Source organism: Paenarthrobacter nitroguajacolicus (genome assembly GCF_029952445.1).
GTDB lineage: Bacteria > Actinomycetota > Actinomycetes > Actinomycetales > Micrococcaceae > Arthrobacter > Arthrobacter nitroguajacolicus_B.
In genome coordinates, this window is record NZ_JAQPPK010000013.1 from 26,702 (window position 1) to 49,787 (window position 23,086).

The 23,086-nt window shown below is 64.8% G+C and carries 22 protein-coding genes and 1 pseudogene; 8 read left to right on the plus strand and 15 right to left on the minus strand.

Annotated elements, in window-relative coordinates; genetic code table 11:
* Complete coding sequence (rfaE2, locus tag PJL15_RS11175; protein ID WP_281451216.1) at nucleotides 1-1,542, minus strand: D-glycero-beta-D-manno-heptose 1-phosphate adenylyltransferase; 1,542 nt, start codon at nucleotides 1,540-1,542, stop codon at nucleotides 1-3.
* 90 nt (nucleotides 1,543-1,632) lie between these two features.
* On the opposite strand from rfaE2, the gene PJL15_RS11180 reads away from it, so the two are divergent.
* Nucleotides 1,633-2,808, plus strand: a complete 1,176-nt coding sequence (locus tag PJL15_RS11180) for a glycosyltransferase family 9 protein (protein WP_281451217.1) — start codon at nucleotides 1,633-1,635, stop codon at nucleotides 2,806-2,808.
* Here PJL15_RS11180 and PJL15_RS11185 read toward each other — a convergent pair.
* Genes PJL15_RS11185 through PJL15_RS11215 form a run of 7 tightly spaced genes read right to left on the minus strand, consistent with a single transcriptional unit; the run spans nucleotide 2,774 to nucleotide 9,646 of the window.
* The gene (locus PJL15_RS11185) at nucleotides 2,774-3,469 is read right to left on the minus strand and encodes an SDR family oxidoreductase (RefSeq protein WP_281451218.1); all 696 of its coding nucleotides are present in this window, start codon (nucleotides 3,467-3,469) and stop codon (nucleotides 2,774-2,776) included. The two genes, PJL15_RS11180 and PJL15_RS11185, sit on opposite strands and share 35 nt — an antisense overlap.
* A gap of 29 nt (nucleotides 3,470-3,498) precedes the next feature.
* A complete protein-coding gene (locus PJL15_RS11190; RefSeq protein ID WP_281451219.1) occupies nucleotides 3,499-4,941 on the minus strand; it encodes a PfkB family carbohydrate kinase in 1,443 nt (480 codons plus the stop codon).
* A complete protein-coding gene (locus PJL15_RS11195) occupies nucleotides 4,938-5,651 on the minus strand; it encodes a D-sedoheptulose-7-phosphate isomerase (RefSeq protein ID WP_281451220.1) in 714 nt (237 codons plus the stop codon). The genes PJL15_RS11190 and PJL15_RS11195 overlap by 4 nt, the downstream gene beginning before the upstream one ends.
* On the minus strand, nucleotides 5,648-6,916 hold the full coding sequence (locus PJL15_RS11200; RefSeq protein ID WP_281451221.1) for a glycosyltransferase: 1,269 nt from the start codon (nucleotides 6,914-6,916) through the stop codon (nucleotides 5,648-5,650). The genes PJL15_RS11195 and PJL15_RS11200 overlap by 4 nt, the downstream gene beginning before the upstream one ends.
* Complete coding sequence (locus PJL15_RS11205) at nucleotides 6,913-7,953, minus strand: glycosyltransferase (RefSeq protein WP_281451222.1); 1,041 nt, start codon at nucleotides 7,951-7,953, stop codon at nucleotides 6,913-6,915. The genes PJL15_RS11200 and PJL15_RS11205 overlap by 4 nt, the downstream gene beginning before the upstream one ends.
* Nucleotides 7,950-9,038, minus strand: coding sequence for a glycosyltransferase family 9 protein (locus PJL15_RS11210; RefSeq protein ID WP_281451223.1), 1,089 nt, complete (start codon nucleotides 9,036-9,038; stop codon nucleotides 7,950-7,952). The genes PJL15_RS11205 and PJL15_RS11210 overlap by 4 nt, the downstream gene beginning before the upstream one ends.
* Complete coding sequence (locus PJL15_RS11215) at nucleotides 9,035-9,646, minus strand: D-glycero-alpha-D-manno-heptose-1,7-bisphosphate 7-phosphatase (RefSeq protein WP_281451224.1); 612 nt, start codon at nucleotides 9,644-9,646, stop codon at nucleotides 9,035-9,037. The genes PJL15_RS11210 and PJL15_RS11215 overlap by 4 nt, the downstream gene beginning before the upstream one ends.
* Nucleotides 9,647-9,732: 86 nt before the next feature.
* Between PJL15_RS11215 and PJL15_RS11220 the strand changes: the two genes are divergently transcribed.
* Complete coding sequence (locus PJL15_RS11220) at nucleotides 9,733-10,695, plus strand: glycosyltransferase family 9 protein (protein WP_281451225.1); 963 nt, start codon at nucleotides 9,733-9,735, stop codon at nucleotides 10,693-10,695.
* A 6-nt stretch (nucleotides 10,696-10,701) separates the two neighbouring features.
* Here PJL15_RS11220 and PJL15_RS11225 read toward each other — a convergent pair whose 3' ends face one another.
* A complete protein-coding gene (locus PJL15_RS11225; RefSeq protein ID WP_281451226.1) occupies nucleotides 10,702-11,478 on the minus strand; it encodes a sigma-70 family RNA polymerase sigma factor in 777 nt (258 codons plus the stop codon).
* 142 nt (nucleotides 11,479-11,620) lie between these two features.
* On the opposite strand from PJL15_RS11225, the gene PJL15_RS11230 reads away from it, so the two are divergent.
* The 4 genes from PJL15_RS11230 (at nucleotide 11,621) to PJL15_RS11245 (ending at nucleotide 14,786) form a co-directional block, all read left to right on the plus strand.
* On the plus strand, nucleotides 11,621-12,361 hold the full coding sequence (locus tag PJL15_RS11230) for a GAF and ANTAR domain-containing protein (protein WP_281451227.1): 741 nt from the start codon (nucleotides 11,621-11,623) through the stop codon (nucleotides 12,359-12,361).
* A gap of 118 nt (nucleotides 12,362-12,479) precedes the next feature.
* On the plus strand, nucleotides 12,480-13,133 hold the full coding sequence (locus PJL15_RS11235; RefSeq protein WP_281451228.1) for an MBL fold metallo-hydrolase: 654 nt from the start codon (nucleotides 12,480-12,482) through the stop codon (nucleotides 13,131-13,133).
* 285 nt (nucleotides 13,134-13,418) lie between these two features.
* The gene (locus PJL15_RS11240; protein WP_281451229.1) at nucleotides 13,419-13,922 is read left to right on the plus strand and encodes a hypothetical protein; all 504 of its coding nucleotides are present in this window, start codon (nucleotides 13,419-13,421) and stop codon (nucleotides 13,920-13,922) included.
* 180 nt (nucleotides 13,923-14,102) lie between these two features.
* Entirely contained in the window at nucleotides 14,103-14,786 is a 684-nt protein-coding gene (locus tag PJL15_RS11245) for a DedA family protein (RefSeq protein ID WP_281451230.1), read from the plus strand.
* A 154-nt stretch (nucleotides 14,787-14,940) separates the two neighbouring features.
* On the opposite strand, the gene PJL15_RS11250 is transcribed toward PJL15_RS11245, so the two are convergent.
* Complete coding sequence (locus PJL15_RS11250) at nucleotides 14,941-15,786, minus strand: HAD family hydrolase (RefSeq protein WP_281451231.1); 846 nt, start codon at nucleotides 15,784-15,786, stop codon at nucleotides 14,941-14,943.
* 81 nt (nucleotides 15,787-15,867) lie between these two features.
* Nucleotides 15,868-18,051: pseudogene (gene helR, locus PJL15_RS11255) on the minus strand (RNA polymerase recycling motor ATPase HelR).
* A gap of 151 nt (nucleotides 18,052-18,202) precedes the next feature.
* Between helR and PJL15_RS11260 the strand changes: the two are divergent.
* Nucleotides 18,203-18,943 (plus strand): class I SAM-dependent methyltransferase, encoded by a 741-nt coding sequence (locus PJL15_RS11260; protein ID WP_281451232.1) that lies wholly within the window; start codon nucleotides 18,203-18,205, stop codon nucleotides 18,941-18,943.
* Here PJL15_RS11260 and serS read toward each other — a convergent pair.
* Nucleotides 18,940-20,220, minus strand: a complete 1,281-nt coding sequence (serS, locus tag PJL15_RS11265; protein ID WP_281451233.1) for a serine--tRNA ligase — start codon at nucleotides 20,218-20,220, stop codon at nucleotides 18,940-18,942. The genes PJL15_RS11260 and serS overlap by 4 nt on opposite strands.
* Nucleotides 20,221-20,252: 32 nt before the next feature.
* On the opposite strand from serS, the gene PJL15_RS11270 reads away from it, so the two are divergent.
* Nucleotides 20,253-21,314: a diacylglycerol/lipid kinase family protein gene (locus PJL15_RS11270; RefSeq protein ID WP_281451234.1), complete on the plus strand. Its 1,062-nt coding sequence runs from the start codon at nucleotides 20,253-20,255 to the stop codon at nucleotides 21,312-21,314.
* On the opposite strand, the gene PJL15_RS11275 is transcribed toward PJL15_RS11270, so the two are convergent.
* The 3 genes from PJL15_RS11275 to PJL15_RS11285 all read right to left on the minus strand — a co-directional run bounded on the left by PJL15_RS11275 (nucleotide 21,311) and on the right by PJL15_RS11285 (nucleotide 22,943).
* The gene (locus PJL15_RS11275) at nucleotides 21,311-21,541 is read right to left on the minus strand and encodes a hypothetical protein (protein WP_281451235.1); all 231 of its coding nucleotides are present in this window, start codon (nucleotides 21,539-21,541) and stop codon (nucleotides 21,311-21,313) included. The genes PJL15_RS11270 and PJL15_RS11275 overlap by 4 nt on opposite strands.
* Before the next feature lie 106 nt (nucleotides 21,542-21,647).
* On the minus strand, nucleotides 21,648-22,580 hold the full coding sequence (gene pheA / locus PJL15_RS11280; RefSeq protein ID WP_281451236.1) for a prephenate dehydratase: 933 nt from the start codon (nucleotides 22,578-22,580) through the stop codon (nucleotides 21,648-21,650).
* Nucleotides 22,581-22,616: 36 nt separating this feature from the next.
* Entirely contained in the window at nucleotides 22,617-22,943 is a 327-nt protein-coding gene (locus tag PJL15_RS11285) for a rhodanese-like domain-containing protein (protein ID WP_144660051.1), read from the minus strand.
* Nucleotides 22,944-23,086: the final 143 nt, after the last annotated feature.

The following is a 23,086-nucleotide window of genomic DNA, read 5'->3' on the forward strand; positions in this document are numbered from 1 at the left end:
TCAGGCTTGTGGGTGTTCGCCGCTTGAGCGGATGCGCTCCAGCACTGCCGTGGTGGAATGCTCGGCCACGTAATCCAGGATGGTCACGGTGCCGCCGTAGCGTTCCACGGCTGCTGTCTCCTGGAGCATTTCCGGCGTGTAGTCACCGCCCTTGGCATAGACATCCGGTTTCAGGAGTTCGATCAGCGGTATGGGCGTGGGGGTATCGAAGATGGTTACGTGGTCGACGCAGCTCAGTGCGGCGATCACGGCGGCGCGGTCGGCTTCGTGGTTGACCGGACGGTCGGGTCCCTTGAGTTGCCGCACTGAAGAATCGCTGTTGAGGGCCACTACAAGCACGTCGCCGAGTTGCTTGGCCTGGTTCAGGTAGCGGGTGTGGCCGCGGTGGAGGACGTCGAAGCACCCATTGGTGAGCACGATTCTGCGTCCTTCGCTGCGGTGCTCCTCAACCCGCTTGGCCAGCTCGGTGTCCGTCAGCGCAGTATCGGCGAATCCGCGCAGGTGCCTGGCCAGCTCTTCGGTGGTGCACACGGACGTACCCGGCCTGTGGACCACGACGTCGGCGGCGGCCTGGGCCAGGTCCACGCTGGTTGTCAGTGGCAACCCGGACGCACGGGCCACGGTCAGGGCGGCAACAAACGTGTCACCCGCGCCCGAAGCCTGCTTTTCGGCCTGCGGCCGGGCCCAGGTCCTGTGCGTTGCCGGTTGTCGGGAATCGTTGTCCGGACGGATTGCCAGCGTGCCTTCTTTGTCCAAAGTCACGACGACGGCGGCCGCACCTGAGGCGCGAAGCAACTGATCCGCGTGCGCTTCCACGAAGGGGTACCGGGCAGCACCGCCCGGAAATTCCGTGCCGATCAGCCTGGCAGCTTCCTGGGCGTTGGGCGTAGCCAGGTCTGGTTTGAGTTCGGCCCAGCGACCGGGGTGGTGCGCGTCCACCACAACGAGCATGTTCCGGCGCGATCCGGGCGCAACGCCGTCAGCACCGGGGGCCAAATGGTCCAGGATTGCGCTGCGTACGGGGCCGTCCAGCGCGCCCGCGCCGTAGTCGCACAGCACCACTGCCGCTGAACCGCGGAGGGCTTCGGGCAGCGTTGCGGCCATGCTCTCCAGGCCAACAGCCGGAACCTCCGTAGCGGCGTCGTCCAGGCGCAGCATCACTTGACCGCCGCTGCTGACCCGGAACTTGGTGGTGGTGGTCATTGCTGCATGCGCGATGACGTGGGAAACGTCCACCCCTGCCCCTTCAAGCGCTTGGGTCAGTATTCCTCCGGCCGGGTCCTCGCCGATCAACGAAACGAAGCGGACATCCGCGCCCAGGGCTGCCAGGTTCATCGCTGTGTTGGCTGCACCTCCGGGAGCGAAATCGCGGCGCTGGACCTGGACAACAGGGGCCGGTGCTTCACGGCAGAACCGCTCAATGGTTCCGTCCCACCAGCCGTCCAGGATGGAGTCGCCGATGACCGTCACAACAGGGCGTTCCTCGGCCAAGCGGCCCGGCAACCAGTCGGCCAGACCTTCTTGATTGGATAGGCGTGCCATGGGGTACCTTCCGGTTGGGCAACAAATCCTGTTCCCCTCAGGTACCCCGCGGACCGTGCTTCACACGCCGTACCGGAAGGAAAAGCATCCATGGACAATCCTCCGGTGGACCTGGGGTCCGGCGTCGGGCCAGTGCTGGAAAAGTTCAGCGACGTACGTCGGATCGTGGTGCTCAGGGGCGGCGGGTTGGGCGACCTCATCTACACCTACCCAGCGTTGAATGCGCTGAGAAACGCCTACCCCCAAGCAAAGGTGACCCTTCTGGGCACGCCCGTCCACGCGGCAGTGGCGGCGGCTACGGACGGTCCGGTTGACGACGTCGAACTCCTCCCCGTGGCGCGTGGGGTCCACGACGGTCCCCGCAACGGGGAGCGTTTCGAGGATGATGCTGAAGACGTGGCAGCTCAGGAGGCGTTTTTTGAGGCCATGCGGGCCCGGGAGTTCGATATCGCGCTCCAGATGCATGGCGGTGGCCGCTTTTCCAACCCCTTCCTGCTCCGGCTGGGGGCACGGCACACCGTAGGAACCCGCACCAAGGACGCCGAACCACTGGAGCGGAACCTGGAGTACGTCTACTACCAAAACGAGCCGGACCGCTGGCTGGAAGTGGCTGCTTTGGCTGGAGCTCCCACCATCATCTCCCCTCCCTTGCTCCCCAAACCCGAGTATCAGCAGAACATCGCCGGGTTGAGGGATCCCCAGCGGTCGTCGCTGGTGATTGTCCACCCGGGCGCCACTGATCCGCGGAGGCGGTGGCCGGCGTCGTACTTTGCCGAAGCTGCGGCGGCTGTCGCGGCAGAAGGGGCGCAGGTGCTGATCGTCGGGGACAGGTCTGAGAAGGCGTTGGCGCAGGAAGTCGCGGAGTTGGCCGGCCGCCAACTCCAGGACGGACAGCGGCAGGCTGTGACCTCCGTGGCCGGTGAATTGGACATTGGAGATCTCGCTGCCCTGCTGGCGGAGGCCTCCGTGATGCTGGCCAGCGACAGCGGACCGCGGCATCTGGCCCAAGCTTTGGGAACACCCACCGTGGGGATCTTCTGGGTGGGCAATGTATTCAACGCAGGTCCCCGCGGACGCGGCCTGCACCGCATCCACATGTCGTGGCTGACCCGGTGCCCGCGCTGCGGAGCGGATATCACCCAGGTTGGCTGGACCGCCCCGCACTGCGGCCACGACGACACCCTCATCAGGGGCATCGCCGTGGCCGACGTTGTTCAGGACGTGCTGGACCTTACGGCCACGAGCCTTCTTCTGCGGGGCAAATGAGGAGTTCGCGGACCTCGCTGCCGAACGGCTGGGAGAGCGCGAACACCACGGCTTGCGCCACGTTGGCGGGATCGTTGAGCTTGGAATCGTCCTGCGGCTTGTACTGTTCATCGCGGTCGTCGAAGAAGTGGGTCTTCATGCCGCCCGGGATGATAGTGGTGACGCCAATGACCCCACCCGTTTCGGCCGCCAAGGCACGGCTGAAGCCGATGACCCCGAACTTCGAGGCACAGTAGGCCGTGGCGTCCGGGAGTGCCCGCAGACCCAAGGTGGACGCGATGGTCACGGCCCGGCCGCGGGATCCCTTGAGGTACGGCAGTGCCGCGCGAATGGTGGAAACGGTGCCCAGGAGGTTCACTCCAATGACCTTTTCCCATTCGTCGGCCGGGACGTCGCCCAACTTGCCGCAGCGATCAATGCCCGCCGCGGTGACCACGCCGTCCAGCCCGCCCAGGCTTTCGGCAGCTTCCTTGACGGCCGCCTCGACGGCCGCACGGTCGGACACGTCCACTTCCAAGGCTTTGGCCCCCGCGACGTTGCTGACGTCCCGGTCGAAAACGATCGGCGTACCACCGGCGTCGCGGATGGCTTCCACGATTGCAGCGCCAAGGCCGGAGCCGCCTCCGGTGACTATGACGCGTCCAGGTGTTTGCGTGTTCATGCGGTTCCTTTCGTTGATCCTGCTGATGGTCAGCTGACCTTGGCCAGTGCTGCGGCCAAGCCGCTGGTGGAGCGTGCCGGATGGAAGGGCACCGTCACGCAGCGCCCTCCCCAACCCGCCAGGAGACGTGCTTCCGGCAATTCTTCGGGGGTGTAGTCGCCACCTTTGACCCAGATGTCAGGCCGTATCCCGCGCAGGCAGTCCTCGGGGGTGTCCTCGCCGAAGACCACCACGGCATCAACGCATTCGAGCGCCAGCAGCAACTCCGCCCGATCTTCCACACTGACAATCGGCCGATGCGCACCCTTGAGCCGTCGGACGGATTCGTCCGAGTTCAGGCACACGATAAGACAGTCGCCCATGCTTCTCGCCGCCGCCAGGGTCCGGGCATGGCCTGCGTGCAGAAGGTCGAAACATCCACCGGTAGCCACCACGGTCCCTCCGGAGTCACGGACGGAGCGGGCAAGGCGGATGCCGTCGGGGCGAAGATCGGTGGCATCCACCAGTTCCAGGCCCTTAAGTTCGACGACGGGACTCGCCGTGGGCGCTTGCCCTGGTTCCGGTTCCGCCGCCACCGCTGGAGGCACCGTCTCCGCGAGCGACGCCGCTCCCCCAGCGGCCAGGAAGGCAGAAGCATCCTCCACGGCCCGTGCCGCAGCCAGCCACAGGTCCAGGCCCCGGCCCAAATGGGTAGCGAGGCTTCCTGCAAGGCGGTCTCCGGCGCCGCACGGATCGGTGACGTTGGTGGCCGGAGCGGGAATGGCCTGGGGCGGGCTGCCCGCAGGCAACAAGAGCGCTCCGTCCTCGCCCCTTGTCACCAGCACGGAGCGGCTGCCCCATTTGTCCAGAAGGTGCCGCCCGGCTTCCTCTGCACCCGCGCACGCCCCCTCCAGCCCGGCCGCCTTTGCGGATGCGAGTGCTTCGGAAAGGTTGGGCGTGACCACGGCCACCCCCTCCACCGGCTGCGAACCGGCAGGATGCGGATCCCACACCACCGGGACGTGCCGGGCAGCATCCGTGAGGGCCGAGCGGATGTCCGTATTGGCGGTGATTCCTCGGCCGTAGTCCGCCACGACTATGGCATCGGCTGATCCGATGGCCGCGAGCATCTCCCCCGTACTGGACGGGACCGGGGCCGGTGCACAGCCCTGATCGAACCTCACCATCGGATGGGTCCCGATCCGCACCCGCGTCTTCGTGGGCGTGGGAGCCAGCGGAGCGCCGGCGAGCACCGACACTCCTGCCAGTGCGAGCCTGAGGTGGCTCGCGCCGTCGTCGTCCGCCAGTGCGGTGACCAACGTGACCTCGTGGCCGTCGCGCGCCAACAAGGTAGCTACCAGCCCGGCACCACCTGCACGACGCCGGACGTCGGCGACGTCCACCACCGGCACCGGCGCGTCGGGGCTGAGCCGGGTGGCGGTGCCGTTGATGTCGACGTCAAGGAGGAGATCGCCGACTACCGTGATCCTCATGGTTTGCCACCTCCAGGAGCACCTGGAGACCCTGTAAACCGGGCGGCGCGCCTGGCGACCTCGGCGTCGAAAGCCCGGCAGACAGCATGGACTGCGATGAGATGGCCTTCCTGGGCGTTGGCGGAGATGGCATCGATGGTGATGGCTTGGTCGCTGGCATCGGCAAGCGGGTTGGGGCCTGCGCCCGTTAGTGCCCACGTTGTGATGCCGCGTTCCTGCGCTGCCCGCACCGCTTTGAGCAGGTTGGGGCTGCGTCCGCTGGTGGAGAGAAGCATGAGCACATCGCCTGTGCGGCCGTGTGCCCTGACTTGCCGGGCGAACACTTCGTCATAGCCGTAATCGTTGGACAGCGCTGTGACGGCGGAAGATTCGGCGTGGAGTGAGATCGCAGAAAACGGGGCGCGTTCTTCGTCGAACCTGCCCACGAGTTCGGCCGTCAGGTGCTGGGCCTCGGCGGCTGACCCGCCGTTGCCGGCAGCCAGCAGCCGCTGCCCGGACAGCAGCCTGGTGGCAAGTTCTGTTCCCCATTCCGACAAGCGGTGGGACTGCGAGCGCAGCGACTCCAGCGCCGGCAGGACGTTGTCCAGGTGTTTGGTGACCTCGGCATAGTGGGTGGGGTCGCTGGGCTCGGGGCTCCAGCGGGCAGGGAGGGTATCGGGGATGGAGCTTGGGAGGGTGGACCCGATGGTCGCCCGGGCTTCGAATGTCACAGCGCCGTTCCTTCCAGTGGTTCCAATCCTTCATCGGCCTGCCGGGACAGCCCCGCAGCCAGGACTGACCGGTACGCCTTCTCGGTGTCAGCCGCGATGCGTTCCCAGGAGTAGCGCGAGCGCGCACGGCGGGAACCTGCGCGGCCCATGTCCGCGCGGAGCTCCGGGTCTGCCAGCAGTTTGGCCAGTGCTTCAGCCAGCGCTTCGGGATCCCGCGGCGGGACGTGAAGTCCCGTCTTCTGGTCCACGACGGTTTCCCTGAGCCCTCCCACCGCCGCGGCCACCACAGGTACCCCGCAGGCCATCGCTTCAAGGGGGACGATGCCGAAGGGTTCGTACCAAGGCGTGCAGACCACGGCGTCCGCGCTGCGGAAAATGCCGGGCATGGAGTCACGCGGGACTTGTCCCCGCATGGTCACCATGTCCTCGACGCCGAGCTCTTTGGCCAAGGATCTGAGCCGCTGGGCCTCTGGGTCCTCTTCGAGGTTGAGGGCATCGCCGGAACCACCAACAATCAGCAACTCCACGTCGTTGAAGCCTGCCTCCGCCAAAAGTGGCAGGGCCCGGATGATCAGGTCCACACCCTTGCGTTGCACCAGGCGCCCCACGCTCAGGATCCGATGCGTACGTGACCTGGGTTCGGCGTCGGACGTTCCGGGGAAAAGATTGAGGTCCACACCGCAGGGGGCAATGGAGATTTTGGACCGGCTGATGCCCAGGGCCTTGAGTTCGAAGACCTCATCCGGGCACGTGGCGATCACCCAGTCCGCGGTGCGGCCTACCCATGGTTCCAGCCATTCACGAGCCGGCGGACTGGTGTCCGCAGCCCCTTGGTGCCTTCGCTTCACGGACCCCAAAGCGTGGAAGGTCTGGACCACGGGGACAGGGTCGGCAGCACCCGCCCGGCGGGATGCCTGGATGGCCGCGAGACCGGACATCCAGAAATGAGCATGGACCACATCCGGCAGTTGACCAGCCCAATCCGCGCAGATTCCGTCCGCCAACTCGCCCATGAAGGGCAGCAATTCGTCCTTGGGGACCCTCCTGGCCGGGCCCGCGTCCACGTTCACCACCGTGAGTCCCGGACCAACCTGCACCCTCGCGGGGAGCCCCGGGTCATCACGCCTCGTGTAGACCGTGACCTGATGGCCGCGGTCGGCAAGCGCTGAAGACAGCGCAGCCACATGGACGTTCTGCCCTCCGGCGTCAACGCCTCCCAAGGCCGCCAGCGGACTGGCGTGTTCGGAAACCATGGAGATTTTCATGGGTGCGTCCTCTCTGTGTCATGGCTGGCGGCTGTGTGGCTGGTGGCTGTGTGGCTCGTGTTCGCGCGGAGTTCGCCCAGGAGTTCGTCCCAGGCCCTGTGGAACTTGCCGAGCCCGTATCGTTCCAGTGCCGCCTCCCGGGCGACGATGCCCATGGCGTACGCGTCCTCGGGGTCATCCAGCAATCGCTTGGCGAACCTTTGGAGATCGCCGACGTCGTTGGAGACCAGGCCTGCGTCCCGCGGTATCGCGCGGGCAGCTTCAGTTGTGGCCAGAGCAAGTACAGGCATGCCCAGGTGCATGGCTTCCAGAAGCGACAACCCCAGCGAGGTCCATCTCAGCGGGTGCAGGTACAGGCGGCAGCAAGCCAGTTCCTTGTGCAGTTGCTTGGCCGGCACATCACCGGCGATGCGTAGCCTTTCTTCGCTGAGGCCCAGGTCTTTCAGGTTCAGGGCTTGAGGGAGGGATTCCGTGCCCATTCCGAACACCCGCAGGGCCCCCACGCGAGCGAATCCCGGCAAAAGATCCGTTCCCGTGACCCGGCCGCGCCGGACGGGCTCGTTGACCACCACGCCCATCTCTTCCAGTTCACCGGTGTACTGCCTGCCCGGGTCCGGGATGCCGTGCTCTATGACCGTGGTGCTTGCGGTGCCCGTGTCCCAGAAAAGTTGGTTGAAGTGGGTCACGTGGACCACGGGGATGCTGGCTTGGTCCGCCAAGGGATGGAGGGTGAACGGGACATCGCCCTTGGGGGTGTTGTGTTCCAGGTACACGGCTGGAAGGTCAACACCCGGCCGACGACCCAACGTCCGGGCCACCGCCGCGATTTCCTCAGGCCTTTGCAGCACCACTGCATCGACGCTGTCCGGGTCGAGGGTCTCCAGATCCACTTCCTGCGCCGCGGCAGGCCAGTTACGGCCACCCCGCCCCAAACCCCAGGCGCCGCCGTCGGGCGTTTTGGGAAGCAGGTAATCATGGCGGCCGCGGACGAAGGCTTCCATCCACCCGCCGTGGACGTGCCACACCAGGATCCTCATGGTTTCCACACCTTTCGTCGGGTGCTCAGGGAGGAAACGCCGCCAAGAAGCCTTTCCACCGCTTCCACAACCTGTTCAGGAGTCACGGAGCTCAGGCACGGATGGCCGGGGACCGGGCAAACGCGGGCGCGGGAGTTTTTGCAGGCAGCTTCCTGGTCGCCGAGCAGTTCCAGCGGCACGCCATAAGGCGCCCAACGGATGGCCGGCACCACCGGGGCGAACAAACACACCACCGGGGTCCCTACCGCTGCCGCCAAATGGGCGGGTCCGGTATTTCCGGTAACCACGACGGCGGCCCCGGCAAGTACCGCTGCCAGCGTCCGGAGGTTGGTTCCGCCGCCGAGGTTCCGGGCCGAGGGCCCGGCCACAGTAGCCGTGAGCGAGGTTTCGCCGGGCCCACCCGTGACTACCACCCGATGCCCGTAGGCCTCCAGCAGTTCCACAGTTGCCGCGTGATGCAGTGCCGGCCAGGCCCTGGCTGGTGCAGCAGCACCCGGGTGGACCACGATGTACGGTCCCTCTTCGGCCAGTTCATCCACCACTCCCTCAGGGTCCAGGCCTGGGGTGATGCGGAGTTTGCCGTCGTCGCCGTTGGGCAACACGTAGCCACCTGCTTCGGCGATGGTGAGGGCCCGCACCGTTTCCGGCTGGTCCTCGGGGAAGTCCTCACCGGGTTTGAGGCGAACATCCAGGAGGGAGCCGGCGTAGTCCGTGGACGCACCAGTTATTTTCCTGACACCGGCCAGACGCAAAAGCAGTGCAAGGGGAAGCGGGGATTGGTGGAAGGACGTGAGGATCACGGCCTCCTGGATGCGGGAACTGCGGACGAAGTTGATCAGTGCATCGGTCACTTCAGTTGTTGCCGGAGGGGCAGGATTCACAATCCACGGGGAGGCCCACGTGTGCACCTGGGTTACCCCGGGCAGCATCTCCGCAGCCGCCGCTCCTTCCGGGCCACACAGGAGGACGACGTCGTTGGGGCGGCTCCCGTCGGGCCGGCTTCCGTTCGCCACGGCACGAAGGGCGGGTCCCGACAGGAGGACGTCGCCCATGCTGTCCAAACGGGCCACCAGGACGCGGCTCATGCGGACGGGTCCTGTCCGGCGGCCCGTCCGGCGGGGCGTTTGGCGCTTTCGGCGCTTTCGGCGCTTTCGGCGGGTGCGAAGCGCCCGCCGAGAAGCAGCTCTACGGCGTGGCCAAGGTCCAGGGCCACCACTTCGGCCGCATCGATCTCCTCTTGCCTGGTCACGGGAGTTGGCACCAACACCGAACGCGATCCCGCAGCGGTGGCGGCCTGGACATCCGCGCCGATATCGCCGATGAAGGCAGCCTCGTTTGGCATGATGCCCAACGTTTGGCATGCGGCCAGGATCATTCCGGGGGCAGGTTTGCGGCATTCGCAGCCGTCCTCCGGACCATGCGGGCAGATTTCCCACACATCGAAGGGGCCCAGCACCGTCTCCACCTGCCGGTTCACGGACTCCACCTGGTCCATGGTCAAAAGCCCGCGCGCCACGCCCGACTGGTTGCTCACCACCCCCGTGGCCAGCCCTGAACCCCGGATTTTAAGCAGCGCTGCCCGGGCACCATCCATGGGCCGCACCAGTTGTGGATCGCCGTTGTACGGCACGTCGACAACCAGTGTTCCATCGCGGTCAAACAGGACCGCCTTCAACGTTCCGGTTCCTCCCATACCCGCAACGTTCCCCGGTTCTCCGGACGCTAAACAACGCGGCCGCGAGAAGTTTCGTGCCGCTAGACTCTCAGCGGGAGGCCACTATGGACACAGCTTTGGACAGTTACGGGAACCAGGACCAACCCCTGCTGCTCGCCCTGCGCGCCCTGAAACTTGGCGATCTCCTGGTGGCCGTGCCAGCGCTGCGGGGCCTGCGGCGGGCGTTTCCGGAGCACCGGATTCTGTATGCCGGGCCTGCATGGATCGCCGAGGCATTGGAACTGGTTGGGGGCATTGGCCATCTGCCGACACCTGGGCTGGACCACCCGCTGACCGTGCCGCACGGTGTGGTGGATGTGGCGGTCAACCTGCACGGCAACGGCCCCGAGAGCCGGCTCCGGATCCAGGAACTTGGTGCCGGGCGAATTGTTGCGCACGCCTCCGCCGGGATCGACGGGCCGCCGTGGATCACGGGAATTCCTGAACGCGAGCGCTGGACGCGCCTGCTCAATTGGCACGGTATCGACGCCGACCCACTCGACTTCCGCCTCCACCGCCCCGAGGTTCCTTCGCCGTGTCCCGGCGCCACCGTGATCCATGTTGGCGCAGCATACGGGAGCAGGCTGTGGCCCGTGGAACGCTTCGCCGACGTCGCCGTCCAACTCGCCGCGGCAGGGCATCGGATCGCCCTCACCGGCGGCACTTCGGAGCGCGCCCGCGCCGAGGAGACTGCCGCTCTGGCGAAACTCAAAGGAGCAAATCTCGACGACGGCCTCCTGGCAGGGCGGCAGAGCCTCGCCGAATTTGCGGCCACCATAGCCGAAGCCCGCGTGGTGATTTCCGCCGACACGGGAGCGGCGCACCTGGCATCCGCGTACCAACGCCCCTCCGTCGTCCTGTTCGGGCCGGCACCTGTGGAAGAGTGGGGACCGCCGCCCGGACCGCACGTGGTGCTGACCGCCGTCGAACTTCGCCGCGGTGATGTGTTCTCGGCCGAACCCGACCCGGCCTTGTTGGCCGTCAGCGCTGGCGACGTCCTTGAGGCAGTGGAGAAGCTGGGCTGCTAGCCGGAGTCAGGGTGCCGTTCCATCCTTCAGGTGGGCTTCATCGTCCAGCAGCTGCCTTTGGAGGGCGACCAGAATCCTGGAAAGCTTGCGCGAGACCTGCATCTGCGAGACTCCCAGGGCCTCAGCGATGGTGGACTGCGTCTCCTCCCGGTAGTAGCGCCGGTACAGCAGATGGCGGTCCTCCGGGCTCAGTCCCCGGATGGCGTTTCGCAAGGCCAGCACATCTTCGAGCCTGTCCGTGGGGCAGCCAAAGGCGGACAGGGATCCTTGAAGTCCGTCACGTCCTTCCGAAGCCGGGGCGTCCAGGGAATCGGGGCGTTTGCTGGTTCCTGCCATCAGGGCCTCGCGAACCTGGCACGGATCCAAGCGAAGGTCGTCAGCGACTTCTTCGGGCGAGGGCGTCCTTTGCAGTGCCTGGGTGAGCTCCTCCGTCCGGGCCAGCACTTGGCGGCGGACGTCCTGGATGGTCCTTGGCGGCCGGACCACCCAGCAATGATCCCGCAGGTATCGCTTGACTTCACCGGCAATGGTGGGCGCAGCATAGGCGGGGAAGCTGACGCCACGGGACTCGTCATAGCCGCGGGAGGCCTTGATGAGGCCCATGTACGCCACCTGCCTGACGTCGTCGAGGTCGTGGGTGTGGGCGGAGTATCTGGCCGCAATGGACTTGGCCAGGTTCAGGTGGTCCAGGACCAGGCTGTCCTGGAAGCTTTGCCGAATGCTGCCTTCCGGAGCACATGGAAGGGTGGTGGCGTGAACATTGAGAGGTCGGGTTTGACGCATGGGCTCAAATCCTTAACCGACTGGTGGGGGGGTGAGCCCACGGCAAGACTCCTTAAAAAGAGAAGCACACTTACTATTAGCTTTCAACGGGTCTGCGGGGTTAGTCTCGAAGAACAGCCGCAACCACGGATCGGAGTTCCTCATGGAAGAGCCGCAACTCGCCGGACCGACCACAGTGGTGGCCGAAATCCAGGACCTGCTGCTGGATACCCCCGACGTTGAAGCGTTCCTGGAAGAACTGGCCAGGCACTCGGCAGCCATGTTCAGCACGCCCGGCAACGAGGTCTTCTGCGGCATCACCCTCATGCGCCACCGGTCGGCCGGCACCGTGGCAAGCAGCGGCGAGCGCGCCCGCATGCTGGACGAGCTCCAGTACAATTTCGCCGATGGGCCCTGCCTGCGCGCATGCCGCGAAATAACGCAGGTCCACATACCCGATTTCGCCAAGGACAACACCTGGCCCGAGTACAACAAGATCGTCACCGAGCACGGAATCCGTTCCGTGCTGGCCGTGCCGTTCCCCCTCAGCGACGAGGCGGCCACCGCTGGCCTCAACCTCTACTCTGAACATCCCAACGCGTTCGACCAAGCCGCCGTACAGCGCGCCAACGATTACGTGCAGCAGGCGTCGAAAGGGCTCCGGCTTGCAGTGTTGATAGCCGAGCACAGCCAGACCGCCGCCAACCTGCGGGCAGCCATGGAATCCCGCACCGTGATCGACGTGGCAACGGGCATCATCATCGCCCAAAACCGCTGCACCCAGGAGGAAGCCATCGATCTCATCAAGAAGGCCTCCAGCAACCGGAACGTCAAACTCCGCGCGGTGGCCCAGGCAATTGTCGAATCGGCCGGAGGCGGGCACGTTCAGACGTACTTCAAGTAGACCTTAGTCCTGCATTGCGTCAAGGCCGCTGGTGACAGCTACGCCCAGCAGGCTCGTCACGCGCGGTGGCTGGCGGCGGGCCTTTTCATATGAATCACCCGGTGGAACCATGGCTCTCATGGTGAGCCACGTCCAAGTCGAGCCCGTGATCCAGCAAGTTCATCTGGCGGCCGGTGTTGCCGGACCCTCGGAACTCGACTTCGACGTCCGGTGTTTCGTGATCACAGGTCCAAGTGGCCTTGTCCTTCTCGACACGGGCCTGGAGGGAAGCAGCCCGCAGATCGAGCTCGCCTTGGTACGTGCCAGGGCGGGCTGGTCGGACATCACGGATGTCATCCTCACCCATTCCCATCCCGACCATGTAGGCGGTCTGACCGAAGTCACCCGAAACGCCCCGCAGGCCGTTCTCTGGGCTGGCCAGGCCGACGCTTCCGGCATCCGTGCGACGGCCCCCATCCGGCCGCTCTCCGACAACGACTACGTCCGCGACCTGCGCGTCATCAGTACACCCGGGCACACCATGGGTCACATCAGTCTCCTCCACGAGCCAGCGAGCATCCTTTTCGCCGGAGATGTGGTGGGCACCATGACCGGTGAGATAACGCGTGCCCCTTCGCAGTTCACGGCAGATGCCGCCATGGCCGAAGAGTCCCTGAAGAAACTGGATGAACTTCGGGCCGACCGCATGGTTTTTTCGCACGGGCCGGAACTTACCGACCCCGGGACGCGCCTACACCGGCTTGTCTCCGATGGCCCAACTCCGGGCAATTGAACCTTGGCTTGCCCACGACGCGAGGCGACCGGATTTCACAAGGCTCACCGTCCCTCCAGCGGCCTGAGCTGGATCAGCTTGGCGAGTTGATAAGCCGTGCGGCGGTCCTCTTCGTTGGCTACGAGGACCGGTAACCACTCCCTGGGGCAGTTGGCTTCACAGACGTGGCACAGGCTGGCCAAAGACGCCGCATACCCGACCTCGCCAGTCTGGATTTATGGCCTTCCGGCCAGCCTGGTACTCCGCGAATGCTGCGTGCCAGGTCTATTCAGGAGGTAATTGGAGATGGCAAAGATCAACAAAGCCACGGCTGGCATCATGCTGGCGGCTGTGGTTGCCGGAGGTGCGATCGGCGCGGCCACGTTGCCGGCCATGGCGGATGCCGGCAGCAGCAGCTCAAGCTCGGCTGCTCCGTCCACGGGCTCCGGAACAGCGGGAACGGGAACCCGCGGACCCCATCAAGCCAACGGTAAGACTGAGGAAATCCTGACCGGTGATACGGCGGCAAAGGTGGAGGCCGCTGTGAAGGCAGCCCAACCGGATGCCACGATCGAGCGGATGGAGACCGACGCGGACGGCGCGACGTACGAAGCCCACATCACCAAGGCCGACGGCACCCACGCCACAGTACTGCTGGATGAAAACTTCACCGTCACCAGCACCGAAGAGGGCCAGGGCGGCCCCGGCGGAAGAGGCGGCCACGGACCCGGCGGTAACGACGGCGACGCGGACGATTCGGGTTCGAACACCACCACCCCAAGCCCCAGCTCTTCAGGGGCGGCTTCGTAACCATCAAGACCCGACGACCTGCCGGGACCACGCAAGGGAGGTCCAGAAGGAGCGCCGTCCATCTCGAGGCGGCGCTCCGTCATGAAGAAGGGGATGCCCGGCCAGCGTCCTGGAACCGCCTCGGACCTGCCGTAATGGCTCGGTTCCGCCCCCTGGTGACCCGATTCCCGCAAAAGAGAAATGAATGAAACCTTGATGGAAGTCCATATCCTCGCTCCGGCCCTCAGCCCCACCGAGCTGCTGCCATTCCTTGATCCTGCCGGTCTCCTGCAGGGACTTGGCCCAGCGACCCTGGCCATCGTGGCCCTGATCATCTTCATCGAATCCGGCGTGCTGTTCCCGTTCCTGCCCGGCGATTCGCTGCTCTTCACAGCGGGGTTGCTCCACCAGGAACTGAACCTGACGCTTCCCGTGTTGATAACAGTGGTGACAGTGGCCGCCGTCGCGGGCGACCAAGTCGGCTACCTGCTCGGTCGCCGGTTCGGGCGTCGCTGGTTCACCGATGACGCCCGGGTACTGAAATCAGCCCATCTGGCAAAGGCGGAGGACTTCTTCGCCCGCCGGGGTGGCCCCGCCTTGGTGCTGGCCCGCTTCGTACCCGTAGTGCGGACCTTCGCCCCCCTCAGCGCGGGGATCGCGCGCTACAACTACAAGTCCTTTGCCGTATGGAACATCGCCGGTGCGATCCTCTGGGCGGTCTCGGTGACGCTGCTTGGCTCCTGGCTGGGACATTTCGAGTTCGTGGCCAAGAACATCGACGTCATAGCAATCGTCATGGTCATGGTCTCCGTGCTGCCTTGGGGCATTGAGTTCCTTAAGCACAGGCGCATCCGGGCACGGGAGAGCGCCGGCACGCAAGAATAGGGATATCCGGCATCGACCGCGACCGGATCTTTGACCGATTCGCACACGCCGCTTCGCTCAACTCTGCCCGGCAACAACACCGCAGCTTCGGGATCGGCCTATCCCTGCCCACAGCGACATGAAAATCCGAGGTGTTCTCCGGGAATTGAACTCGTTACAGCAGGCCGCGCAGAACCAGGGCGGCGCCGTCGTCGAGCACTGACGCGGTGACCTCGTCCGCAGCGGCAAGCACCTCATCGGGAGCCTGGCCCATGGCGATGCCGCGGCCGGCCCAGGTGAGCATCTCGATGTCGTTGCGGCCGTCGCCGACGGCCACTGTGTTGGCCTGGTCCGTGCCAAGTCGACGGCGGAGGGCCTCCAAGGCGCTGGCCTTGGTGACGCCTTCAGCGGCAATGTCCAGCCACGCAGTCCAACCCACCGAGTAGGTCACCCCGGAGAGGCCGATGTGCCGGATGGCTTCATTGAACTCTTCCGAAGTGTTCTCGCTGCTGAACACCACCACGCGGACCGCGGTGGCATCGAGCATGGTCTGGAAGTCGACGCCGATTGACTCCACGCCGAAGCTCGCGTCCTGGAAGCGTTCCGTGGAGAGGAAGTTGCCGTCCTCGTCCTCCAGCGCGTACTTGGCGTTGGGCAGCCGCTCCCGCAGCGCCTTCAAGGCAGGAGCGGGATCGAAGGTCGCCTTGTGGATGATCTCGTAGCCGGACGCCAGGGCGGGGTCCAGGCGAAGGGTAACGCCGCCATTGCAGCACACCGCGTACCCGCGCTCCATGCCGATCTTTTCGATAATGGGCAGCGTCGCGTTGAGGGAACGTCCCGTAGCAATCATGACGTCGTGTCCCTTGGCCACCACTGCCTGGGCAGCGGAGCGGACCTCGTCGGTCATGTGGCCGTCGTGGTCAACCAGGGTGCCATCGACGTCCAAGGCGATCATGAGCTTGGTGTTTTCGTTGGGCTGGTCATCGATGCCAGCAACTGGAGTATCAGTCAAAATAGTCATGCTTCCAGTAGACCAGACACCTCCGACACTGAACTAGGACCGGCGCCACAGCGGACGATTAACGGAGCGTGAATACTGTCCTCAAGGTGCGCTGGTGAGGATCGCGAGCTCCTGGGTGGCCCGCGTCATGGCCACGTACCGGTCCACTGCGCCTTCGACGCCTGTGCCGAAACCGTCCGGGTCGATCAGGACCACAAGATCGAACTCCAGACCCTTGGCCAACTCCGGGGTGAGCCTACTGACCCGGTCCCGCTGTATATCCAAATCCAGGGCGGGCTGGCTGATGACGCACGCCGTTCCTTCACTGTTCGCCTCAAGCCACGTGTCCAGGATCGCGTCCAGATCCTGCTCCGCACCATGGACCACGGGGATGCCGCTGCTGCGGACGGAGGTAGGTACGTTCGCGTCAGGAAGGGCGGCACGGATCACCGGCTCGGCTTCCACCATGACCTCTTCGGGGGTGCGGTAGTTGATGCTGAGGCCGGCCAGGGCCACGTTGTCCATGTCCACGCGGTGCAGCCGTTCATTCCACGACTCCGTGAACCCGTGCCGGGCCTGGGCGCGGTCACCCACCACCGTGAAGCTCTTGGAGGGGCAACGCAACAGCAGCATCCGCCACTCCGCGTCCGTCAGCTCCTGGGCCTCATCCACCACGATGTGGGCGAACGGTCCGGCCAGGACATCGGGATCCACCGGTTCCACAGCATCTTCGTCCACGAGCTTGTCCCTCATGTCATCGCCGCGCAGCATGTACATTTCCAGGTTCTCGGAGTCGTCGGCGGCAATGAGGTCATCCACCACCCGGTCCATGAGTTCACGTTCCGCAGCCAGGGTGGCCGCCCGCCTCCTCCTTCGCATCGAAGCCTCAGGATCGCCAAGGCGCAGCCTCGCCGCATCCAAAAGAGGAAGGTCGGCGGTGGTCCACGCCTCCGGGTTTTCGCGACGCAGCATGGCCCTCTCGCCGTCGAGCAAATGAGGAGCGCACAACTGGAGGTAAGCCGGAACCCGCCACAAATCCGCCACCAGCGCCGCATAATCAAGCAAAGGCCACGCCCTGTTGAACGCCGATTGCAGCTCCGCACTCTGGCTCAACGACCTTCGCCGCAAGCCCTCCGGCACATCATGTTCCTCCAGCTTGTCCGCCAAAATGGCAAGCAACGCATCCCAGACGTCATCCCTGGCCTCGTTGTGCGGCGTTCCCGGTTCCGCGGCGTCAAAGGCCTCGGCCCAATCGTCGCTGCCAAGCCAGATATCGGCATACGGCGTCTCGACCTCCATGCCCTCCGCTGGCGGCTCTTCGTAGAACCTCACACCGCGTTCTATGGCCTTGACCATCTCGACGGACGATTTCAGCCGGGTCACCTCAGGATCACGTTCGACGGCGGCAGCGGCACCTTCGGGGACAAGGTCCCGCAGGGTGCAGGTCTGCACACCTTCCTCCCCCAGGCTTGGAAGGACATCGGCCACATACGCCAGATACGGCTGGTGCGGACCGACGAACAGGACGTCGCTGCGCCTGTGATTGTTTCGGTGGCTGAGCCGGGGATCCGAATAGAGCAGATAAGCCGTGCGGTGCAAGGCGACCACGGTCTTACCTGTACCGGGACCGCCGTCGACCACCAATGCCCCACGCGAGCCGGCGCGAATGATCCTGTCCTGATCGGCCTGGATGGTTCCCAAAACATCACGCATTCGGGGAGATCGGCTGCTCCCCAGGCTTGCGATAAACGCGGACTGGTCATCAAGCGCGGCGTTTCCTGCCATCCCGTCGGGCGTGAAGACTTCGTCCCAATAGTCCGTCACGCGACCACGGGTCCAGCGATACCTTCGCCGGCTCTCCAGGCCCATGGGGTTTGCATGCGTAGCTCCGAAGAAGGGTTCGGCAGCGGGCGACCGTCAGTCGATCAGGAGCCTCTTCCCTTGGCTGTCCGTGAGGCCCAGCCTTCCCACATAGACAGGCTCAGGGTTCCCCACTGTCACCATCCGGCCCAGGCAGAGGTCCAGCCCGAAACGACGGAGTGCCCGCAGCCGCGAAGTGAGCCTGTGGATTTCCTGGTCGCGGTCCAGGGCGGCCTGGCCGCGGCCACCGGGTTGCTTGCGGGTTACGTCCAGCCGGGCCGACAGCTCGGCGATCGATTCGGCCAAGCTTGTGGCAATGGCGTCGAACTGCCGCTCGTCGGAACGGATCAGCTTCGGATTGGCTTTGCGCTCCAAATGCTCTGGCAAGGCAAAAGCACTTGTTCCAAGGCGATTGATTTCAGGCATCCCACGACTCCCTTTTTACATTGGTGATGGGGTTCGAGGATCAATTGTTCGGCACCAGGGGGGCCTTGCCGCAAGCCCCCGGGTGGGTTATAAATTGAATATGGAAGGGATAATTCCCTTCCTTTTTTGTGCCCGCGGGTAGGGTGGGCGGATGCCCCCGGAATTGAGCCCCGCCCAACTCTCAGCGCTGTACGACGTGGAGAACCAATGGGCAGAGGACGACGACTTCTTCCTTGGGTTCGTGAATGAGTGGCCGAACAGCCGGGTACTGGATCTCGGCTGCGGTACCGGCAGGATCAGCCTGGCGCTGGCTGCCCATGGGCACAGTGTGGTGGGCATCGACCCGAATCCCGGTTCCCTGGCGGCCGCCCGAGGAAAGCGTGGCGCGGAAGCTGTCACGTGGGTCGAAGGTACATCGACCCGGATCCCGAAGAGTGAGGTTTTCGACGTCGCCATCATGACGGCGCACGTCGCCCAGGCAATTCACGACGACGGCGAATGGTCCCGCACGCTTGCCGACATACACCGGGCGCTGGCACCCGGCGGCCGTTTGGCCTTCGATTCCCGCGACCCCGCAGCCCGGGCTTGGGAACGTTGGACCCCGACGGCGACGCAGCGCCGACACATCCTTCCCGACGGCACCGCGGTGGAAACGTGGATGGACAGTCATCAGCCCGCCGCGGGAGTCGTTACCCTCACGGAATACCGCGTCCATGATGAAAGTAGCGTCGAGACAGAGACCTCAGTGCTTGCGTTCCGCACGGAGGCGCGACTGCGCCAGGATCTGGGCGCAGCGGGATTCACCGTGGAAGGCGTCCACGGAGGCTGGGCCGGCGAAAGCGTGGGCAGCGGCCAGGGAGAGTTGATCGTCCTGGCCCGCAAACCCCGCTAGAGAACCGGCAAAACCTCAAGGCCGCCAAGGTACTTCTGCAGTGCCTTGGGAACGTTGACGGAGCCATCCGGGTTCTGGTGGTGCTCGAGGATGGCCACGATCCAGCGCGTGGTGGCCAGGGTGCCGTTCAGCGTTGCTACTGCACGGGTGCCCTTGGCAACACCTTCTTCGTTGACCACGCGTTCGCGGATGTTGAGGCGGCGCGCCTGGAAGGTGGTGCAGTTGGAGGTCGATGTGAGCTCGCGGTAGGCGTTCTGGGTGGGAACCCACGCTTCGCAGTCGAACTTGCGGGCTGCGGACATGCCAAGATCGCCGGCCGCGGTGTCAATGACGCGGTAGGGAAGCTCGCACTTGGCCAGCATCTCCTCTTCCCAGGCGAGCAGGCGCTCGTGTTCGGCAGCAGCTTCTTCAACTGTGGTGTAGATGAACATCTCCACCTTGTTGAACTGGTGCACGCGGATGATGCCGCGGGTGTCCTTGCCGTGCGAGCCGGCCTCGCGGCGGTAGCAGGAGCTTTGTCCGGCGTAGCGGATGGGACCGGTGGAGAGATCCAGGATTTCATCGGCGTGGTAGCCCGCGAGAGCCACCTCCGAGGTTCCCACAAGGTAAAGATCGTCTTCAGCGAGACGGTAGATCTCGGCGTCGTGCTTCACATCGAAACCGGTGCCCTGCATGGTCTCGGGACGTACCAAAGTGGGCGTGATCATGGGCACGAAGCCGGCGTCGATGGCCTGTTCCATGGCCATCTGCAGCAGCGCCATTTCCAACCGGGCGCCCACGCCGCGGAGGAAGTAAAAGCGTGAGCCGGAGACCTTGGCGCCGCGCTCCATGTCGATCGCACCGATCAATTCGCCGATTTCCAGGTGGTCCTTGGGCTCAAAATCCGTGAACTCCCGCGGCGTCCCCACGGTCTTGACCACAACATAGTCGTCTTCGCCGCCTTCCGGAACACCGTCAACAACGAGGTTGGGAATAACGCGCAGCAATTCGTCCTGCTTGGCCTGTGCAGCTGTGGCCTCGGCGGACGCAGCCTTCACCGAATTGGCCAGTTCTTTGACCTCGGCAAGCAGGGCCTGCTTCTCCTCGCCCTTGGCCTGGGCCACCTTTTTGCCGAACGCGTTCTGCTCTGCGCGCAGGGTCTCGTGGCGGATCAGCGCAGCACGGCGGTCGGAGTCAGCGGAGATGATCGCGTCCACGACGGACTCGTCGGCGCCACGGGCGCGCTGGCTGGCACGGAACTTGTCCGGATTTTCGCTGAGGTCTTTTACGTCGATCACCAGACAAGAGTATCGAATAGTGTTGGAGCACAATGAACGACTGGATCCTGTATGTGATTCTTGCTGGGGGCGTGGCATTTGCCGTCTCGAGCTGGTGGGGCGTGCGCCGATTGAAAGCACGGCACATCAGGAGCGCGGTGCGGGAGGACTCCCATAAGCCAGTCCCTGGAGATCAGAGGGTCGCCGTGATCCTCAATCCCGTGAAAAACAACGCCGCGGTAGCCCGCCAGGCAATCATTGAAGCGTGCGATCTTGCAGGCTGGGACGCGCCGAAGTTCTTCGAGACCACCGTGGAAGATCCCGGTTACGGCCAGTCGCGCCAGGCTTTGGCGTACGGGGCCGACGTCGTTCTGGCGTGCGGTGGCGACGGTACGGTGCGCGTTGTGGCTGAGTCGCTGGCGCACAAGAACGTAGCCATGGGCCTGGTCCCGCTGGGCACTGGAAACCTCCTGGCCCGCAACGTGGACCTGGATGTCACGAACCTTGCCGATTGCATCCAGACAGCACTGTTCGGCCACCAGCGCTACATCGACACCGCCACCATGGGGATTGAGAACGACACCACTGGAACCACCGAGGAACACACTTTCCTGGTCATCGCAGGCATGGGCCTGGACGCCGAGGTTGTTGGCGATACCAAGGAAGACCTCAAGAAGAGCGTTGGCTGGCTCGCCTACACGGAGGCCGGTGTCCGGCACCTGCCTGGCCGGCGGAAGCGCGTCACGATCACCATGGATGACCAGCCCGAGCAGGCGCGGAAGATCCGCAGCGTCCTGTTCGCCAACTGTGGCCTGATTCCCGGCGGCATCGACTTTATCCCGCAGGCGATGATCGACGACGGGATGCTGGACATCGTGGTGATGAGCCCCCGCAGCGCGTTCGGCTGGCTCGCGATGTACGCGAAGATCCTGTTCAAGCACAACAGGAACCTGCCCATGATGAGCTTTTACCGGTCCGGAAAAGTGGTAATCCGCAGCCAAGAACCGATGGCGACACAGCTCGACGGCGATCCGTCAGGTGAAGCGACAACGGTCACCGTACAGGTGGAGCCAGGGTCCCTTTTGGTCCGGGTCCCGAAGGCGAAGACCGCCTAAACCGAGCCGGCGTCCGGCTTTGCAGCGTTCTTTTCGGCTTCCTCGGTTGCAGCCTTGGCGGCTGCGCGCGCCTCGGCCTGCTCCTTGATCATGGCTTGTTCTTCTTCAAAGCGCAGCCGGTCTGCCCGATCGGCTTCATCGCCATTCCAGTCGTCCTGGTTTTCGCCTGTGGGCTTCGGATTGACGATCATGCCCTGGCCGTCTTTGTCATCCCGGTGTACAGACATGACCGCTCCTTTCGTTGACGCATTCATCCATCGTTTGTGGATCAAGCAAGCATACGCACAGAAGCATTCATGCGAAAGTAGCCCCGCCCTGCCCTGTGGACAGCGGCTATCGGCCCTTCAGGATCCCGTCCACCCAAGCATGTGCCGAGGCGAAAGCGGCGTCCGAGGTGTGCGGAGCAACCACGGCCGGCTGCTTATCGGCACGGGCGTAGGAGCCGAGGAAACGCGTTGCGGGGCTGATCCGGTGCAAGCCCGCCAGTGCGTCGGCAACGCGGGAATCGGTGGCGTGGCCATCGGCATCGATGCTGAAGAAATAGTGGCCGAGGTACTGTCCGGTGGGCCGCGATTCGATGCGGCTGAGGTTCACGCCCCGGGACGCGAACTGGTCCAGGATCTCCATGAGTGCGCCCGGGTGGTCCTCGGGCAGCGGAACAACAACCGTGGTCTTGTCGGCACCCGTGCGTTCCGGCAACGTGCCCGGACGGCCCACCAGGATGAATCGGGTGACGGCGTCAGGATTGTCGCCGATATCCTCGGCCAGGACGTTGAGCCCTGCCTGTCCCGCGGCCACCAAGGGACCGCAGATGGCGGCCTCGTAAGGGGCGTCCTCGTCCAGGAGTCCCATGGCTGCTGCCGCCGTGGATGAGCCCGGAACGTAGTCCACTCCGGGCAAGTGGGCGTCAATCCACAACCGGCACTGCGCCCAGGCATGGCCGTGCGTAGAGATGCGTTTGATGTCGGAAAGCCCGACGCCGGGACGCGCCACAAGCACGAAGGTGATGGGCACCAGGGCCTCACGGAGGATCCGCAGCTCCTGGCCCGTGGCGATCGCATCCAGAGTGGCAGTAACCCCGCCCTCCACCGAGTTTTCGATGGGAACCATGGCGGCGTCTGCCTCACCGAGACGGACCCGCTCCAACGCCGTATTGACGTTGGAGCAGGGAATGCGGCGTGCATCAGCAGCACCCGGAACCTGCAGGAGGGCCGCTTCGGTGAACGTGCCTTCAGGTCCGAGGAAGGTATAGGTGGCTGCTGACATCGAGTATTCCTTGCTGGTTATATACGTGGATTGGAGCTACAGGACAACCGGCTTGAGGCCGTTGTCGGAGACCATCGGCTTGCCCGCTTCAAACCACATGTCCATGCCCCCGGCCACGTTCACGGCCGAGTAGCCCTGGCCCACCAGCCACTGGACCGCACGGAACGAGCGGCCACCGGTGCGGCAGATAACGAAGAAGTCCTCGTCCGGATCAAGCTCGTCCAGGCGCGCGGGGAGTTGATCCATGGGGATGTGCCGTGCGCCTTCAGCGTGACCGGCCACCCACTCGTAGTCTTCGCGGACGTCCAGGATGCTGGCGTCGGCCGGAATGTCGCCCACAGGCACGGTATCGAAGTCGCTCATGGTGGATCCTTCCCATCGATTAAGGTCAGCATCCAGCCTAGTCGCAGGAAGTTGCCGCGGTAACGCGGCGGGAGGCCTCGCTTGCGCCCGGGAGCCATGGCGTTAAGACTGGGTTCCAAGCACATTCCCGAGAACAGCTTCTA

Excerpts from the sequence above, each read along its gene's own strand:
- rfaE2 (WP_281451216.1), bottom strand. The coding sequence starts at position 1,542 with ATGGCACGCCTATCCAATCAAGAAGGTCTGGCCGACTGGTTGCCGGGC.
- PJL15_RS11180 (WP_281451217.1), top strand. The coding sequence starts at position 1,633 with ATGGACAATCCTCCGGTGGACCTGGGGTCCGGCGTCGGGCCAGTGCTG.
- PJL15_RS11185 (WP_281451218.1), bottom strand. The coding sequence starts at position 3,469 with ATGAACACGCAAACACCTGGACGCGTCATAGTCACCGGAGGCGGCTCC.
- PJL15_RS11190 (WP_281451219.1), bottom strand. The coding sequence starts at position 4,941 with ATGAGGATCACGGTAGTCGGCGATCTCCTCCTTGACGTCGACATCAAC.
- PJL15_RS11200 (WP_281451221.1), bottom strand. The coding sequence starts at position 6,916 with ATGAAAATCTCCATGGTTTCCGAACACGCCAGTCCGCTGGCGGCCTTG.
- PJL15_RS11205 (WP_281451222.1), bottom strand. The coding sequence starts at position 7,953 with ATGAGGATCCTGGTGTGGCACGTCCACGGCGGGTGGATGGAAGCCTTC.
- PJL15_RS11210 (WP_281451223.1), bottom strand. The coding sequence starts at position 9,038 with ATGAGCCGCGTCCTGGTGGCCCGTTTGGACAGCATGGGCGACGTCCTC.
- PJL15_RS11215 (WP_281451224.1), bottom strand. The coding sequence starts at position 9,646 with ATGGGAGGAACCGGAACGTTGAAGGCGGTCCTGTTTGACCGCGATGGA.
- PJL15_RS11220 (WP_281451225.1), top strand. The coding sequence starts at position 9,733 with ATGGACACAGCTTTGGACAGTTACGGGAACCAGGACCAACCCCTGCTG.
- PJL15_RS11225 (WP_281451226.1), bottom strand. The coding sequence starts at position 11,478 with ATGCGTCAAACCCGACCTCTCAATGTTCACGCCACCACCCTTCCATGT.
- PJL15_RS11230 (WP_281451227.1), top strand. The coding sequence starts at position 11,621 with ATGGAAGAGCCGCAACTCGCCGGACCGACCACAGTGGTGGCCGAAATC.
- PJL15_RS11235 (WP_281451228.1), top strand. The coding sequence starts at position 12,480 with ATGGTGAGCCACGTCCAAGTCGAGCCCGTGATCCAGCAAGTTCATCTG.
- PJL15_RS11240 (WP_281451229.1), top strand. The coding sequence starts at position 13,419 with ATGGCAAAGATCAACAAAGCCACGGCTGGCATCATGCTGGCGGCTGTG.
- PJL15_RS11245 (WP_281451230.1), top strand. The coding sequence starts at position 14,103 with ATGAATGAAACCTTGATGGAAGTCCATATCCTCGCTCCGGCCCTCAGC.
- PJL15_RS11250 (WP_281451231.1), bottom strand. The coding sequence starts at position 15,786 with ATGACTATTTTGACTGATACTCCAGTTGCTGGCATCGATGACCAGCCC.
- PJL15_RS11260 (WP_281451232.1), top strand. The coding sequence starts at position 18,203 with ATGCCCCCGGAATTGAGCCCCGCCCAACTCTCAGCGCTGTACGACGTG.
- PJL15_RS11270 (WP_281451234.1), top strand. The coding sequence starts at position 20,253 with ATGAACGACTGGATCCTGTATGTGATTCTTGCTGGGGGCGTGGCATTT.
- PJL15_RS11275 (WP_281451235.1), bottom strand. The coding sequence starts at position 21,541 with ATGTCTGTACACCGGGATGACAAAGACGGCCAGGGCATGATCGTCAAT.
- pheA (WP_281451236.1), bottom strand. The coding sequence starts at position 22,580 with ATGTCAGCAGCCACCTATACCTTCCTCGGACCTGAAGGCACGTTCACC.
- PJL15_RS11285 (WP_144660051.1), bottom strand. The coding sequence starts at position 22,943 with ATGAGCGACTTCGATACCGTGCCTGTGGGCGACATTCCGGCCGACGCC.